We start from the raw sequence: 14,780 nt of genomic DNA, 5'->3' as shown, positions 1-14,780 counted from the left end.
GTCTCCCTGGTCCTTACGGGCCTGTCGCACCTGCACGTTTCCCCTCGGTCTCGCACGCGTCCCCAGTCCTCGATACCCAAGATCGAATCTACTGCGTTCCGCGGTGCCGACATGACACGTTCCCCCACGGCCACTATGTCGACAAGGCAACTTGGCGCGAAGCATTCGATCACGAGCGTTTCACTCACGGCCCCCCGGTGGGAAGCGGGCTTGGTGATCATGGCCCGTCCCCATCGGTTCAAAGCGTACCGCGCGGTCTATTCCTGCCTGCTGGCACGTAGGTTGGTCGGCCATGACGGCAAGAAACCGAGGTAGTCGAGAAGTTGGCTCAAAACCAGCGGTTGTGCACGTGGAAACCAGTCATGTGACCGGCGCACCCCCCGCAGCGGTGAGCGCTTCAGTGCGCCCCCGTGCTCCCCAAGGACCGTAATGTCTCCACGGGGTGGACGAAGCGCAGTCGTCCGATGGCGTGCTGTGACAGCCGGGCCTCTGGGGTGCGAGAGGCATTCGGCCGCCGCGACGGGATCCGTGCGGCTCGGCCGGCGGGACCCGGAAGCGGCTCGCGCCCCGGTCCCGGGAGCTGGATGTACGACGCATCCGGCATTGCCTTACGGGGCTGTCTCCGGCATGCTCCCTGCAATGCCGCATGCGTTTTGTGAGGGATGGGCAGAGGAGGAGTGGCGCCGTACCCTTAGGGGTAAGGGCTTGGAAAGATGATTCCCGGACACAGCTTCGCCGCTCGCCGACACCTTCACACCGCTCCCTCCTCACGAGGATTCTCTTCGCCGAGACACCGATGGCCGGTCACGAAATCCCTGAACCCGCAGACCGCAAGCAGGTGGCCGACCCCCGGTCGGACCCGCAGCCGGTCGCAGAGTCGCGCCCTTCCTGCGATCCCGCCTTCCGGCATGGGGTCGTGGTCGGTTTCGACGGCTCCACCTCCAGCGAACGAGCCCTCGCGTATGCCATCGGAATGGCGTGCCGGCTGGGCTCGGGCCTGATCATCGTCCATGTGGCCAACCGGCTGCCCACCACCGTGTGGGCGGGCTGCGAGCCCCCCGTCTTCGTGGATCTGCCCGATCACCGCACCGAGGTCCTCGGCCTGGAGCTGGCCTGCGCGGACTACCTCGCCGAGGTGCCCTGGGTGCTCGTGGAGCGCGGCGGTGACATCTGCCACGAACTGGAGGAGGTCGGCCGGGAGTACTCGGCGGACGCGATCGTCGTCGGTTCCACGCACGGCATCGTGGGACGCCTCTTCGGGTCGGTGGCGGGCCGTCTCGCGCGCCGGGCCCAGCGCCCGGTCATCGTCATCCCTTGACCCGGACCCTGAACTGTCCCTGATTTCCTGACCCTGATCTGTCCCTGATCCGTCCCTGATTCCGGGACCGGGATTCCGGGACCGGCCGGTCTCCGGCCGCGGACCCGGCCGGTCCTTCGCGCCCGCCGGGATCGTTGAGGGCCCGTCAGCCCCGGTGCCTCGCGCGGAACTTCCCGTACGGACGCACGCGAGGGGGCGGCCCCCGCGCCCACGGTGTGACGTGGTGCGGGGGCCGCCCCCTCGTGCCGGACCGGTGGGACCCGGCCGGTCCCGGTCCGGCTACTCGACGGTGACCGACTTCGCCAGGTTGCGCGGCTTGTCGATGTCCCGGCCCATGGCCAGCGCCGTGTGGTACGCGAGCAGTTGCAGCGGGATGCCCATCAGGATCGGGTCCAGCTCGTTCTCGTTCTTCGGCACGACGATGGTGTGGTCGGCCTTCGCCTGCTCACGGTGGGCGACGGCCAGGATGCGTCCGCTCCGCGCCTTGATCTCCTCCAGCGCCGCGCGGTTCTTCTCCAGCAGGTCGTCGTCCGGGACGATCGCGACCGTGGGCAGGGCCGGCTCGATCAGCGCGAGCGGTCCGTGCTTCAGCTCCGAGGCCGGGTACGCCTCGGCGTGGATGTACGAGATCTCCTTGAGCTTCAGGGAGGCCTCCAGGGCGACGGGGTAGCCCCGCACCCGGCCGATGAACATCATCGACTGCGCGCCCGCGTACTCCTCGGCCAGCTTCTTGATCTCGTCCTCCGCCGCGAGGATCTCCCCGATCTGCTCGGGGAGCCTGCGCAGGCCGTCGATGATCCGCTTGCCGTCGGCCACCGACAGGTCGCGGATGCGGCCCAGGTGCAGGGCGAGCAGCGCGAAGGCGACGACGGTGTTGGTGAAGCACTTGGTGGAGACCACGCAGACCTCCGGGCCCGCGTGGACGTACATGCCGCCGTCGGCCTCGCGGGCGATGGCGGAGCCGACCACGTTCACGACACCCAGGACGCGGGCGCCCTTGCGCTTGAGCTCCTGGACGGCGGCCAGCACGTCGTAGGTCTCGCCGGACTGCGAGACGGCGACGTACAGGGTGTCGGGGTCCACCACCGGGTTGCGGTAGCGGAACTCGGAGGCGGGTTCGGCGTCGGCGGGGATGCGGGCCAGCTCCTCGATGAGGCCGGCGCCGATCATGCCCGCGTGGTACGAGGTGCCGCAGCCGAGGATCTTGATGCGGCGCACCCCGCGTGCCTCGCGGGCGTCCAGGTTGAGGCCGCCGAGGTGCACGGTGGAGAACCGGTCGTCGATGCGGCCGCGCAGCACGCGGTCCACCGCGTCGGCCTGCTCGGAGATCTCCTTGTGCATGTACGTGTCGTGGCCGCCCATGTCGTACGACTCGGCCTCCCACTCCACCGTGGTGGGCGTGGCCGTCGTGGTCGAGCCCTCGGTGGTGTACGTACGGAAGTCGTCGGCCTTGAGGGTGGCCATCTCGCCGTCGTCCAGGGTGACGATCTGGCGGGTGTGCGCCACCAGCGCCGCCACGTCGGAGGCGACGAACATCTCCTTCTCACCGATGCCCAGCACGACCGGGGAGCCATTGCGGGCGACCACGATGCGGTCGTTGAAGTCGGCGTGCAGGACGGCGATGCCGTAGGTGCCCTCGACCGCCTTCAGCGCCTCGCGGACCTTCTCCTCCAGGGTGGCGGCCTGCGCCCGGGAGATCAGGTGGACGAGGACCTCGGTGTCGGTCTCGGAGAGGAACGCGACGCCGTCGGCGACCAGCTTCGCGCGCAGCTCGGCGGCGTTGTCGATGATGCCGTTGTGGACGACGGCGACCTTGCCGTCCACGTCCAGGTGCGGGTGGGCGTTCTCGTCGCTCGGGGCGCCGTGGGTGGCCCAGCGGGTGTGGGCGATGCCGGTGGTGCCGGCGAACCGCTTGGGCACCCGGGCCTCCAGGTCGCGGACCCGGCCCTTGGCCTTGACCGTCTTCAGGGTGCCCGGCCTGCCCGCCGCGGCCTTGCCCGTGATGGCGATGCCCGCGGAGTCGTACCCCCGGTACTCCAGCCGTTGCAGCCCTTCCAGCAGCAGCGGGGCCACGTCACGCTTCCCGATGTATCCGACGATTCCGCACATAGAGTCTCTGCCCTCCATCGACGTACAAGAGTCCGGTGCCCCGGCCTGCCCCGGTCCGTTCAGCCGTAGACGATGCGGCGCAGCTGCCGGAGCGAGAGCTCCTGCGGGGCCACCGCGCGGTGCGGCAGTTCGGCCGCGATCCGCTCGAAGATCTCCGTGTTCACCAGGCCGCCGGACTGCAGTTCGCGGTGGCGGCGGCGGACGAAGGCCTCGGTCGTCTCGTTGAAGTACGCCAGCACGTCGAGGACCACCCGGGCGGCTTCGCCGCGCTGGAGCGCGGTGGACCGGACGAGGTGGTCGATCAGGTCGTCATGTGACGGGCGGCGTTCGAGCACCCGTTGATATTGCTCGGGACGGGCGACTTTCGCAAGAAATCTGCCCGATATCGGGCAGGAATCACTGGGAAAGAGAGCCTGGCCGGGGTTACATCCGCTTCAGGATCGCCTGTTTGGCCGTACTGAACTCGTCGTCGGTGAGGATGCCCGCCTCGTACAGCTGGCCCAGCTCGCGCAGCCTGCGCAGCAGCGCGTCGTGGTTGTCGGCGGCCGGGGCGGGCGTTCCGGGGGAGGGGGCGAGGGCGGGCGGCGCGGTCGCGGGGGTGAGCGCCGGGGCAGCCGGTCCGTCCGGCGCCGGCATCCGTACGAGGACGGCGGCTGCGACCAGGGCCGCCGTGCACTCCCGCTTCGACAGCCCCCACAGCTCCAGGGAGTACGGGTCGAACTTGGCCGGTGCCGGAGAGGCGGCGCCGGCCCGGTCGAAGCGGAGGGAGCCGTTCTCCAGCCCGATGGCGGGCACCCAGCGCACCCCCGTCACCTCCGCCAGCGGCAGGGACACCGTTCCGCCGGCCGTCTTGGACTCCTCCGCCTTCCAGTTCCAGGTGAGGCGGACCGTCTTCCCGTCGAAGGAGGCCGTGCCGTCCCCGCCGCCGCCGGACACGGGGACCGCGGGCCCCGGCAGCAGGAAGTGGTCCACCGGGCCGTCGGGCACCTGCTCGATCAGCAGGGCGTTGCGTATCTCGTCCACGAGGTATTCGGCGACGCCGGCGCGGTCCTTGTCCACCGAGAGCTGGTACGGGTCGGAGGCGTCCTGGAGCCGCCCGTCGGCGGCCCGCAGCACCGGGCAGGCGCCGGAGCGCAGCCGCAGCCGCAGCCGGCCCCCCTTGCGGTCCGGCTCGAAGGAGACCCCCGCCACCGCCTCCAGGGGGACGGCCAGTTCCCCGAGGCCCTGCCGGACCGGATGCGCCTTTCCGCCCGGGACGACGCGTACCGTTTCCCCGTCGAAGCTCCATGTTCCGTCACGCGTGATGATGTCCGCCATGCGGCGGATTCTGCCAGCCGTGCGGCTGCGCGTAACCGACTGAACGGTTTGGTTGAAGACGGTACTGCTTGGTGTCCGCCGTTGTCATAGGCCTTACTCGGCCACTCTGCTCGCCTTCTCCCTCAGCTGTTCTCGCCGATGCCGCGCCGCCGGGAGCCGGTGAGGGTGATCCGCTTCCGGCCGATCCCCCGCTCCTGGACGAGGTGACGGAGCCCGTCGCCCCGCGTCCCGCCCGGCGCCCCGCGCCCGGCCCCGGAGACGCCGAGGGCCGGCGCCGCGACGCGGGCCGGCCCTCGCTCCTCACCCGGTGTCAGGCGGGCATCCCCAACTCACGGGCGATCAGCATCCGCTGGACCTCGCTGGTGCCCTCGCCGATCTCCAGGATCTTGGAGTCGCGCCACATCCGGGCCACCGGGTACTCGTTCATGAAGCCGTAACCGCCGTGGATCTGCGTCGCCTCACGGGCGTTGTCCACGGCCACCGTCGAGGAGTACAGCTTGGCGATCGCCGCCTCCTTCTTGAACGGCTCGCCCGCCACCAGCCGGGAGGCCGCGTCCCGCCAGCCGACCCGGGCCATGTGCGCCCGCGCCTCCATGTCGGCGATCTTGAACTGTATGGCCTGGTTGGCCCCGATCGGCTTCCCGAAGGCGTGCCGCTCCCCGGCGTACTTCACCGACTCGTCCACACAGCCCTGGGCCAGGCCCGTGGACAGCGCGGAGATCGCGACCCGGCCCTCGTCCAGGATGCGGAGGAACTGCGCGTACCCCCGGCCCTCCTCGCCCAGCAGGTTCGCCGCCGGGACCCGGACGTCGGAGAAGGACAGCTCGCGGGTGTCCGAGGCGTTCCACCCCACCTTGGAGTACGGGGCGGCCACCGTGAAGCCGGGGGTGCCGGACGGGACGATGATCGCCGAGATGCGCGGGGCGCCGTTCTCCTTGCGGCCGGTGACGGCGGTGACCGTCACCAGCTCCGTGATGTCCGTGCCCGAGTTGGTGATGAAGCACTTGGAGCCGTTGATCACCCACTCGCCGGCGGCCTCGTCCAGCACGGCCGTGGTGCGCGTGCCACCGGCGTCGGAACCGCCGTCCGGCTCGGTCAGCCCGAACGCGCCGAGCGCCTCGCCCGAGCAGAGCCTCGGCAGCCACCGCCGCTTCTGCTCCTCGGTGCCGAAGCGGTAGACCGGCATGGCGCCCAGCGAGACACCGGCCTCCAGCGTGATCGCCACCGAGGAGTCGACCCGGGCCAGCTCCTCCAGGGCGATGCCCAGGGCGAGGTAGTCGCCGCCCATCCCGCCGTACTCCTCCGGGAACGGCAGCCCGAACAGGCCCATGCGCCCCATCTCGGCCACGATCTCGTACGGGAACTCATGGCGCTCGTAGAAGTCGCCGATCTTCGGGGCGACCACCTCGTGCGCGAACTCCTCGACGGTGCGGCGCAGTTCCTCGTGTTCGGCGGTCAGCCGGTGGTCCAGGGACATGCTGGGTCACTCCTTGTGAGAGAGGGCGCGGACGGTACGGGACGGGCTCGGCCGGCCCAGTTGTTCGGCCATCCACACGCTTGTGGCGGTGAGTGCGCCGAGATCGACCCCGGTGGCGACACCGAGGCCGTCGAGCATCCACACGAGGTCCTCGGTGGCGAGGTTCCCGGTGGCGCTCTTCGCGTACGGGCAGCCGCCGAGGCCGCCCGCGGAGGCGTCCACCGTCGTCACCCCCCGCTGGAGCGCGGCCAGGGTGTTGGAGAGCGCCTGGCCGTACGTGTCGTGGAAGTGCACCCCGATCGAGGCGGTGGGCACACCCGCCTCGTCCAGGGCGGCGAGCAGGGCCACCACATGGCCGGGGGTGGCCACCCCGATGGTGTCGCCGAGGGACAGCTCGTCGCAGCCGAGGTCCATCAGCGCCTTCGCCACCCGGACGACCCGCGCGACCGGCACGGCGCCTTCCCACGGGTCGCCGAAGCACATCGAGAGGTAGCCGCGCACCCCCACCCCGTCCGCCTTGGCGCGGGCCACGACCGGCTCGAACATGGCCAGCGACCCGTCCACCGTGCGGTTGAGGTTGCGGGCGGCGAACGTCTCGGTCGCGGAGCCGAACACGGCGATCCGGCGGACACCGAGCGCCAGCGCCCGGTCCAGGCCGCGTTCGTTCGGTACGAGGACGGGCAGCTCGACGTCCCCGACGTCCGCGATCTCTCCGAGCAGCGGGAACAGCCGCTCGGCGTCGGCGAGCTGGGGGACCCACTCGGGACGCACGAAGCTGGTCGCCTCGATGGTGGTCAGCCCCGCCTCGGCGAGCCTGCGAATGAACCGGGCCTTCACCTCGGTCGGGACGACCGCCTTCTCGTTCTGCAGACCGTCCCGGGCCCCGACCTCGTGGATGCGGATCCGGTCGGGCAGCCCCGGCAGGGGCACGGTCATCGGCAGCGCGGTGGCGCTCACGGGGTTTCCCGCGGTGTCGGTCATGCTTCCTCCCCGGGGGTGACCACGGCCAGGACCTGGTCCATGGCGACGGTGGCTCCTGCGGTGACGTCCAGCTCGGTGACGGTGCCGGCGTGCGGGGCGGAGATGACGTGTTCCATCTTCATCGCCTCCACCACCAGCAGGCTCTGTCCGGCCACCACCTCCTCCCCGACGGCGACCTTCACCACCGTGACCGTGCCGGGCATGGGGGCGGCGAGCGTGTCGGCCCCGGAGCGGGCGGCGCCACTCAGCGAGGCCTCGACCGGGTCGTGGTCCAGCACGTGCCAGGTGTCCCCGTCCCGGCCGAGCCAGACCCCGTCCGGGGAGTCGGCCCGGCTGAACGTGTGGGTGAGGCCGTCGAGCTCCACGGTCACCCGCCGGTCCGACACCTCCACGAGACGTGAGCCCTCCGGAGCGGGCCGCGCGGGGAGGGGGCCGCAGGCGTCCGCCGGCTCCTCCCGGTCCCCGGCGTGCCCGAAGTCCAGCTCGGCCGTGCCGTCCCCGCCCCGGCGCACCCCGACCCGCACCGGGTCGTGGCCCGGCACCCGCAGATGGTGGAAGGTCCGCGCGGGCGTACCGCCGAGGCGCCAGCCGCTCGGCACCGAGAACGGGTCGGTCCAGCCGGACGCGTCCGCCGGGAACGGCTGACGCAGCAGCGCCGCCGCCGCGTACACCTCCTCGGGTACGCCCTCCGGCACCAGCGACTCCGCCTCGCGCTCCACCAGGCCCGTGTCCAGGTCACCCGCGGCCACGGCCGGATGGGCCAGCAGCCGCCGCAGGAAACCGGCGTTCGTCGGGACGCCCAGCACCACCGTGTCCGCCAGTGCCGCCCGCAGCCCGCGCAGCGCGGCGGCGCGGTCCGGCCCGTAGGCGATGACCTTCGACAGCATCGGGTCGTAGGCGCTGCCGACCGGCACGCCCTCGCTCAGCCCCGAGTCCGTCCGCACCCCGCCGCCCTGCGGCTCACACAGGGTGAGCACCGTGCCGCCCGAGGGCAGGAAGCCGCGTGCCGGGTCCTCGGCGCAGACCCGGGCCTCCACGGCGTGCCCGGTGAGCGTGATGTCCTCCTGAGCGTAGGGCAGAGGCTCCCCGGAGGCCACCCGCAGCTGCCACTCGACCAGGTCGAGGCCGGTGACCAGCTCGGTGACCGGGTGCTCCACCTGGAGGCGGGTGTTCATCTCCATGAAGTAGTACGCGGAGGGGTCGGCACCCGGCACGATGAACTCCACCGTGCCCGCGCCGACGTATCCGCAGGAGCGGGCGGCCTGGACGGCCGCCTCGCCCATCGCCGCCCGGGTCTCCTCGTCCAGCAGGACCGAGGGCGCCTCCTCGATGATCTTCTGGTGGCGGCGCTGGAGCGAGCACTCCCGCTCACCGAGGTGCACCACCCGGCCGTGCGCGTCGGCCAGCACCTGGATCTCGATGTGGCGCGGCCGGTCGATCCACCGCTCCACCAGCAGGGTGTCGTCACCGAAGGAGGCGCGGGCCTCACGCCGCGCCGCCGCGATCTCGTCGGCGAGCAGCGTCTCGTCACGCACCAGCCGCATGCCCTTGCCGCCCCCGCCCGCCGAGGGCTTCAGCAGCACCGGGGTGCCGATCTCGCGGGCGGCCTCGGCCAGTTGTCCGTCGGTGAGGCCGCTGCCGGACGATCCGGGGACCACCGGCACCCCGGCCGCGGCGACCGTCTCCTTCGCGCGGATCTTGTCGCCCATCAGCGCGATGGCCGGGGCGGGCGGGCCGATGAAGACCAGTCCGGCCTCCTCGCAGGCACGGGCGAAGTGGGCGTTCTCCGCGAGGAATCCGTATCCGGGGTGGACGGCCTGGGCCCCGGTGCGGCGGGCCGCGTCGAGGACGCGCTCCACGGAGAGGTAGCTGCCGGCGGCGGGCGCGGGCCCGATCCGGACCGCGGTATCGGCCTCCCTGACGTGCCGGGCGTCCGCGTCCGCGTCGCTGAAGACGGCGACGGACCGCACGCCGAGCTCCCGCAGGGTCCGGATGACCCGGACCGCGATCTCGCCACGGTTGGCGACCAGAACAGTGCTGAACACGGGGGTCCTCACCTCACATCCGGAAGACGCCGAACTGGGGGTCACCCAGCGGGGCGTTGGCACAGGCGGTCAGGGCGAGTCCCAGCACCTGCCGGGTCTCCATCGGGTCGATCACACCGTCGTCCCAGAGCCGGGCGGTGGCGTAGTAGGCGTTGCCCTGCTCCTCGTACTGGGCGCGGACCGGGGCCTTGAAGGCCTCCTCGTCCTCGGCGGGCCACTCCTCGCCGCGCCCTTCGATCTGGTCCCGCTTGACCGTGGCCAGGACCGAGGCGGCCTGCTCCCCGCCCATGACGGAGATCTTGGCGTTCGGCCACATCCACAGGAAACGCGGCGAATAGGCCCGGCCGCACATGGAGTAGTTGCCCGCGCCGTAGGACCCGCCGACGACGACGGTCAGCTTCGGCACCCTGGTGCAGGCCACGGCCGTCACCATCTTGGCGCCGTGCTTGGCGATGCCCCCGGCCTCGTAGTCCCGGCCGACCATGAAGCCGGAGATGTTCTGGAGGAAGACGAGCGGGATGCCGCGCTGGTCGCACAGCTCCACGAAGTGGGCGCCCTTCTGGGCGGACTCGGAGAACAGGATGCCGTTGTTGGCGACGATGCCGACCGGGTGGCCGTGGACGCGCGCGAAGCCGGTGACCAGCGTCTGCCCGTACTCCGCCTTGAACTCCTGGAAGCGCGAGCCGTCCACCACCCGGGCGATGACCTCCCGCGCGTCGTAGGGCGTACGCGAGTCCACGGGCACCGCGCCGTACAGCCCGGCGGGGTCGGCCTCGGGCTCCTCGGCGGGCTCCACGGACCAGGGGAGCGGGGCACGGGCGGGCAGCGTGGCGACGATGTTCCGGACGATCCGCAGCGCGTGCGCGTCGTCCTCGGCGAGATGGTCGGTGACCCCCGACGTACGTGAGTGCACCTCGCCGCCGCCCAGCTCCTCGGCCGTGACGACCTCGCCGGTGGCGGCCTTCACCAGGGGCGGCCCGCCGAGGAAGATCGTCCCCTGGCCGCGGACGATGACGGCCTCGTCGCTCATGGCGGGCACATAGGCCCCGCCGGCCGTGCAGGACCCCAGCACCGCCGCGATCTGCGGGATGCCCGCCCCGGACATCCGGGCCTGGTTGTAGAAGATCCGGCCGAAGTGCTCCCGGTCGGGGAAGACCTCGTCCTGCATCGGGAGGAAGGCACCGCCGGAATCCACCAGGTACAGGCAGGGCAGCCGGTTCTCCAGGGCCACCTCCTGGGCCCGCAGGTGCTTCTTCACCGTCATCGGGTAGTACGTGCCGCCCTTGACCGTGGCGTCATTGGCGACGATCACGCACTCACGGCCGCTGACCCGCCCGATCCCGGCGATCACCCCGGCGGCCGGCGCCGCGCCCCCGTAGAGCCCCTCGGCGGCCAGCGGGGCCAGCTCCAGGAAGGGGGAGCCCGGGTCGAGCAGCGTGTCCACCCGCTCCCGGGGCAGCAGCTTGCCGCGCGCCACATGCCGGGCGCGGGCCTTCTCACCCCCGCCGAGCCGTGCCGTGGCGAGCCGCGTGCGCAGCTCCTCGGCGAGCGCGTGGTGCGCCGCCTCGTTGGCCCGCCAGGCCTCCGAGGCGGGATCCGCCGCGCTCGCCAGGACCGGTGCCTGCTGCATCGTGGTGAGCCCCCTTGCCCGTACCGCAGTAGTGGATGAGCGTGCTGTGGCTGATGAGCCGTTGTTAATGAGCGTTAACGCATGGCTTCAGGTTAACGAGCGCTAACGCCACTGTCTAGAATGAATCTCCATGAGCACCCATGCCGCCGACCGCGCCGCCGCCCGCGCCATCTCCCGCGTCGCGGCACCCACCCGCCGCGAGCAGATCCTGAAGGAGGCCGCGCGCCTCTTCGCCGAGCGCGGCTTCCACGGGGTCGGCGTCGACGAGATAGGGGCCGCGGTCGGTATCAGCGGTCCGGGGCTCTACCGCCACTTCCCCGGCAAGGACGCCATGCTCGCCGAACTGCTCGTCGGCATCAGCGAGCGCCTCCTCGACGGCGGCAGGCTGCGCGTGAGCGAGGAGCGGGCCTCGCCCGACAGCTCCCCGGAAGCCCTCCTGGACGCGCTCATCGAGGGCCACATCGACTTCGCCCTCGACGACCGCCCCCTGATCACCCTCCACGACCGCGAGCTGGACCGGCTGCGCGACACCGACCGCAAACGGGTGCGGCGCCTCCAGCGGCAGTACGTCGAGGTCTGGGTCGAGGCGGTGCGCGCCCTGTACCCGACCCTCGGCGAGAACGAGGCGCGCGTCACCGTCCACGCGGTGTTCGGCCTGCTGAACTCCACCCCGCACATGGCCCGGCCCGAAGCGCTGCCCGGCCGCGCGGCCACCGCCTCCCTGCTGCACCGCCTCGCCCGGGGCGCCTTCGAGGCGGCCGCCCAGGACGACTGAACGGGGGCCCGGCCCCCTACGGTCCGGTCCGGCATCGGCCCGGTGGCGCGTCATCACTCCTCCCGTGCCGTTTCCCGACATCCGGGACACCAGGCACACAGCGCGTTCGCGGCGGCACAATGGGCGCATGCCGATACCCAGCCGCGCCACCCTCGTCGAGCACCTCGTCCGCACCCGTATCGCGGGCGACGTCGCCACGCCCCGGGACAACAACCTCGACCACTACCGCAGGCTCGCCAACGGCGACCGCCACTTCTGGCTGGGGCTCGAACTCGGTGACCGGTGGCGCGACGAGCAGGACGTCCTGGCGGTGATGGCGGAGAGATGCGGGGTGAACGACGACCCCGAGCACCGGCAGGGCCAGGACACCATCGACCCCGAGCTGACCGTGGACGCCCTGGACCGGATGGCGGCCCGGCTCCGGCAGGCGGCCGAGGGCCGGGAGCGGGTGCTGTTCGCGACCGGGCACCCCGGCGGGCTGCTCGACGTGCACCGCAGGACGGCCGAGGCGCTGCGGGCCGCCGGCTGCGAGATCGTACGGATCCCCGGCGGGCTGGTGGCCGACGAGTGCATGGTCTTCCAGTTCGCGGACGTCGCCGTGCTGGAGCGGGGGGCCTCCCTGTGGCACACCCACTCCCCGGCGCCGATGGCCGCGATCCTGGACGGCCTGGAACGCGAGGGCCGCCCGCTGCCGGACCTGGTCGTCGCGGACCACGGCTGGGCCGGCTGCGCCGGGCAGCGCGGGATCGACTCCCTCGGTTACGCGGACTGCAACGACCCCGCGCTGTTCCTCGGGGAGGCGGAGGGCACCCTCCAGGTCACCGTGCCGCTCGACGACCACGTCACCGATCCGCGCTTCTACGACCCGATGACGGACTACCTGCTGGACGCGGCCGGGCTGCTCCCGTCGTCCGGGGACCCGGCCGCCGGTGCCGCCGCGTCCACACCGGGTGCGGACGTGGCCGTGGACCGGGCGTAGCGCCCCGCCAGCTCCCGCAGGTACGCCACCAGCTCGGGCGGCTCGGTCACGGTGAAGTCGCACCCGAGCACGGACAGGTGGACGGCGAGGCTTTCCAGCGAGTCGGCGCCGGTGACCAGCACGCACGTCCGCCCGTCCACGGCCTCCACCACGCCCACCGCCGGGTTGACCCGCTCCAGCACCGTGGGGGCGGGGGCGTGCACCGTCACCCGGGCGTGGTGGCGCCAGGCCGCGGCCGAGACCTTCCCGGCGACGTACGCGGCCGCGTCACCCTCCGGGTCACCGCGCGGGGCGAAGCGCGGACCCGCTGGAGTGCGCGGGGTGATCCGGTCCGCGCGGAACGTCCGCCAGTCCTCCCGGTCCACGTCCCAGGCCACCAGATACCAGCGGCGGCCCCAGTTGACGACGCGCTGGGGCTCCACCAGCCGCCGGGTGGACGCCCCCCGGTAGTCCAGCCGCAGCCGTTCGTGGTCGCGGCAGGCCGCGGTCAGTGTCATCAGCAGCTCCGTGTCCACCCTCGGGCCCGGACGGTCGGCGGGCACCGGTGCCGTGTACTCCTGGAGCGCCCGCACCCGGCGGCGCAGCCGGGCCGGAAGCACCTGCTCCAGCTTGGCCAGGGCGCGCAGCGAGGTCTCCTCCGTCCCGGCCATGGAGCTCTCGGCGACCGTGCGCACGGCCAGCGTCACGGCCACGGCCTCGTCGTCCTCCAGGAGCAGCGGTGGCATCGCGCTGCCGGCCGCCAGCCGGTAGCCCCCGGTCGATCCACGGGTGGCGTCGACCGGGTAGCCGAGCGTGCGCAGCCGCTCGATGTCGTTGCGGACGGTGCGGCCGCTGACGCCGAGCCGTTCGGCCAGCTCGGTTCCCGGCCACGCGCGGGGTGACTGGAGCAGGGTCAGCAGGCGCAGGAGTCGTGCGGAGGTTTCCAGCATGGGAGAAAGCCTGACGCTTCTTTAGGAACGTAACGTGCCTATATCGATCCTAGAGTCTTCCTCATGGAGAAGCGCAGCACCACCGCAGCCGCAGACACGTCCGTCCGGCCCTTCCGGGTCGCGATCCCGCAGGCCGATCTGGACGACCTGCGCCACCGTCTGGCCCGCACCCGCTGGAGCGCGGGTGTCCCCGGGGCCGAGGACTGGTCGCGCGGGGTGCCCGCCGACTATCTGCGGGGCCTGGCCGCGTACTGGGCGGACGGGTTCGACTGGCGCGCGGCCGAGGCCCGGCTGAACGCGTTCCCGCAGTACGTCACCGAGATCGACGGCCAGGACATCCACTTCGTACACGTCCGGTCGCCGAAGGCGGACGCCACCCCGCTGCTGCTGATCCACGACTGGCCGGGCTCGTTCGTCCAGTTCATCGAGGTGATCGAGCCGCTCTCACGTGACTTCCACGTCGTCGTCACCTCCACGCCCGGGGTCGGGTTCTCCGGTCCGCTCTCCTCGACGGGCTGGAACACCGGCCGGATCGCGGCGGCGTTCACCGTCCTCATGTCCCGCCTCGGGTACGGGCGTTACGGCGTCCAGGGCAACGGAGGCGGCGCCTGGACCGCGGCCGAGACGGGCCGGATCGCCCCCGACCGGGTGTGCGGTGTCCATGTGAACGGGCTGGTCACCTTCCCGTCGGAGGACCCCGCCGACTTCGCCGGTCTCACCGAGGGCGAGCAGGCCCGGCTGGAGCGGCTCCAGGCGTTCCGCGACGACAAGATGGGGTTCAACGTCATCCAGTCGACCCGCCCCGACACGCTCGCGTTCGGACTGCATGACTCGCCAGTGGGTCAACTCGCCTGGATCGTCGAGAAGTTCAAGGAATGGACGGACCCGGAGAAGGAACTGCCCGAGGACGCGGTGGACCGCGACACCCTGCTGACGAACGTCAGCGTGTACTGGTTCACCGGGACGGCGGGCTCGTCGGCCCACCTCTACTACGAGATGGCCCACGACCCGGGCGCCTGGGCGCCCAAGGAGCGCGGCACCGTGCCCACCGCGGTGGCGGTCGCGCTGCCGTCCGACGTCGCCGTCCGCCGGTTCGCGGAGCGGGACCACCATGTGGTGCGCTGGACCGAGTTCGAGCGCGGCGGCAACTTCCTCTCCCTGGAGCAGCCGGGACTGCTGGTCGAGGACGTACGCGCGTTCTTCGCCGGTCTCGGCTGAGG

At 72.0% G+C, this 14,780-nt stretch carries 12 protein-coding genes; 4 read left to right on the top strand and 8 right to left on the bottom strand.

Going from position 1 to position 14,780, the window contains the following annotated elements; translation table 11 throughout:
- The first annotated feature begins 796 nt into the window (after positions 1-796).
- Complete coding sequence (locus B9S64_RS10980; RefSeq protein WP_103489558.1) at positions 797-1,318, top strand: universal stress protein; 522 nt, start codon at positions 797-799, stop codon at positions 1,316-1,318.
- Between the two features lie 279 nt (positions 1,319-1,597).
- Here the strand turns inward: B9S64_RS10980 and glmS are convergent, their stop codons facing one another.
- The 7 genes from glmS to B9S64_RS10945 all read right to left on the bottom strand — a co-directional run bounded on the left by glmS (position 1,598) and on the right by B9S64_RS10945 (position 10,877).
- Positions 1,598-3,427 (bottom strand): glutamine--fructose-6-phosphate transaminase (isomerizing), encoded by a 1,830-nt coding sequence (gene glmS / locus B9S64_RS10975; RefSeq protein WP_103489559.1) that lies wholly within the window; start codon positions 3,425-3,427, stop codon positions 1,598-1,600.
- Positions 3,428-3,486: 59 nt separating this feature from the next.
- Positions 3,487-3,762, bottom strand: coding sequence for a hypothetical protein (locus B9S64_RS10970; protein WP_028442930.1), 276 nt, complete (start codon positions 3,760-3,762; stop codon positions 3,487-3,489).
- Positions 3,763-3,850: 88 nt separating this feature from the next.
- Positions 3,851-4,744, bottom strand: a complete 894-nt coding sequence (locus B9S64_RS10965; RefSeq protein WP_103489560.1) for a DUF4429 domain-containing protein — start codon at positions 4,742-4,744, stop codon at positions 3,851-3,853.
- A 310-nt stretch (positions 4,745-5,054) separates the two neighbouring features.
- Positions 5,055-6,221 carry an acyl-CoA dehydrogenase family protein gene (locus B9S64_RS10960; RefSeq protein WP_103492466.1) on the bottom strand — a complete coding sequence of 389 codons (1,167 nt, stop codon included), beginning with the start codon at positions 6,219-6,221 and terminating at the stop codon, positions 5,055-5,057.
- Between the two features lie 6 nt (positions 6,222-6,227).
- A complete protein-coding gene (locus B9S64_RS10955; RefSeq protein WP_103492471.1) occupies positions 6,228-7,157 on the bottom strand; it encodes a hydroxymethylglutaryl-CoA lyase in 930 nt (309 codons plus the stop codon).
- Between the two features lie 41 nt (positions 7,158-7,198).
- The gene (locus B9S64_RS10950) at positions 7,199-9,247 is read right to left on the bottom strand and encodes a biotin carboxylase N-terminal domain-containing protein (protein ID WP_103492465.1); all 2,049 of its coding nucleotides are present in this window, start codon (positions 9,245-9,247) and stop codon (positions 7,199-7,201) included.
- 13 nt (positions 9,248-9,260) lie between these two features.
- On the bottom strand, positions 9,261-10,877 hold the full coding sequence (locus tag B9S64_RS10945) for a carboxyl transferase domain-containing protein (RefSeq protein WP_103492464.1): 1,617 nt from the start codon (positions 10,875-10,877) through the stop codon (positions 9,261-9,263).
- Positions 10,878-11,007: 130 nt separating this feature from the next.
- Here B9S64_RS10945 and B9S64_RS10940 point away from each other — a divergent pair, with 130 nt between their 5' ends.
- Together B9S64_RS10940 and B9S64_RS10935 are read left to right on the top strand one after the other, a co-directional pair.
- Positions 11,008-11,652: a TetR/AcrR family transcriptional regulator gene (locus tag B9S64_RS10940; protein ID WP_093531039.1), complete on the top strand. Its 645-nt coding sequence runs from the start codon at positions 11,008-11,010 to the stop codon at positions 11,650-11,652.
- 127 nt (positions 11,653-11,779) lie between these two features.
- Positions 11,780-12,631: a phosphatase gene (locus tag B9S64_RS10935; protein WP_103492463.1), complete on the top strand. Its 852-nt coding sequence runs from the start codon at positions 11,780-11,782 to the stop codon at positions 12,629-12,631.
- On the opposite strand, the gene B9S64_RS10930 is transcribed toward B9S64_RS10935, so the two are convergent.
- Positions 12,529-13,560, bottom strand: coding sequence for a YafY family protein (locus tag B9S64_RS10930; protein WP_103492462.1), 1,032 nt, complete (start codon positions 13,558-13,560; stop codon positions 12,529-12,531). The genes B9S64_RS10935 and B9S64_RS10930 overlap by 103 nt on opposite strands.
- A gap of 63 nt (positions 13,561-13,623) precedes the next feature.
- On the opposite strand from B9S64_RS10930, the gene B9S64_RS10925 reads away from it, so the two are divergent.
- The gene (locus tag B9S64_RS10925; RefSeq protein ID WP_103492461.1) at positions 13,624-14,778 is read left to right on the top strand and encodes an epoxide hydrolase family protein; all 1,155 of its coding nucleotides are present in this window, start codon (positions 13,624-13,626) and stop codon (positions 14,776-14,778) included.
- Positions 14,779-14,780 lie beyond the last annotated feature (2 nt).

It is taken from the genome of Streptomyces sp. SM18, assembly GCF_002910775.2.
Taxonomy (GTDB): domain Bacteria; phylum Actinomycetota; class Actinomycetes; order Streptomycetales; family Streptomycetaceae; genus Streptomyces; species Streptomyces halstedii.
This window is presented reverse-complemented; position numbering and strand designations above follow the sequence as displayed.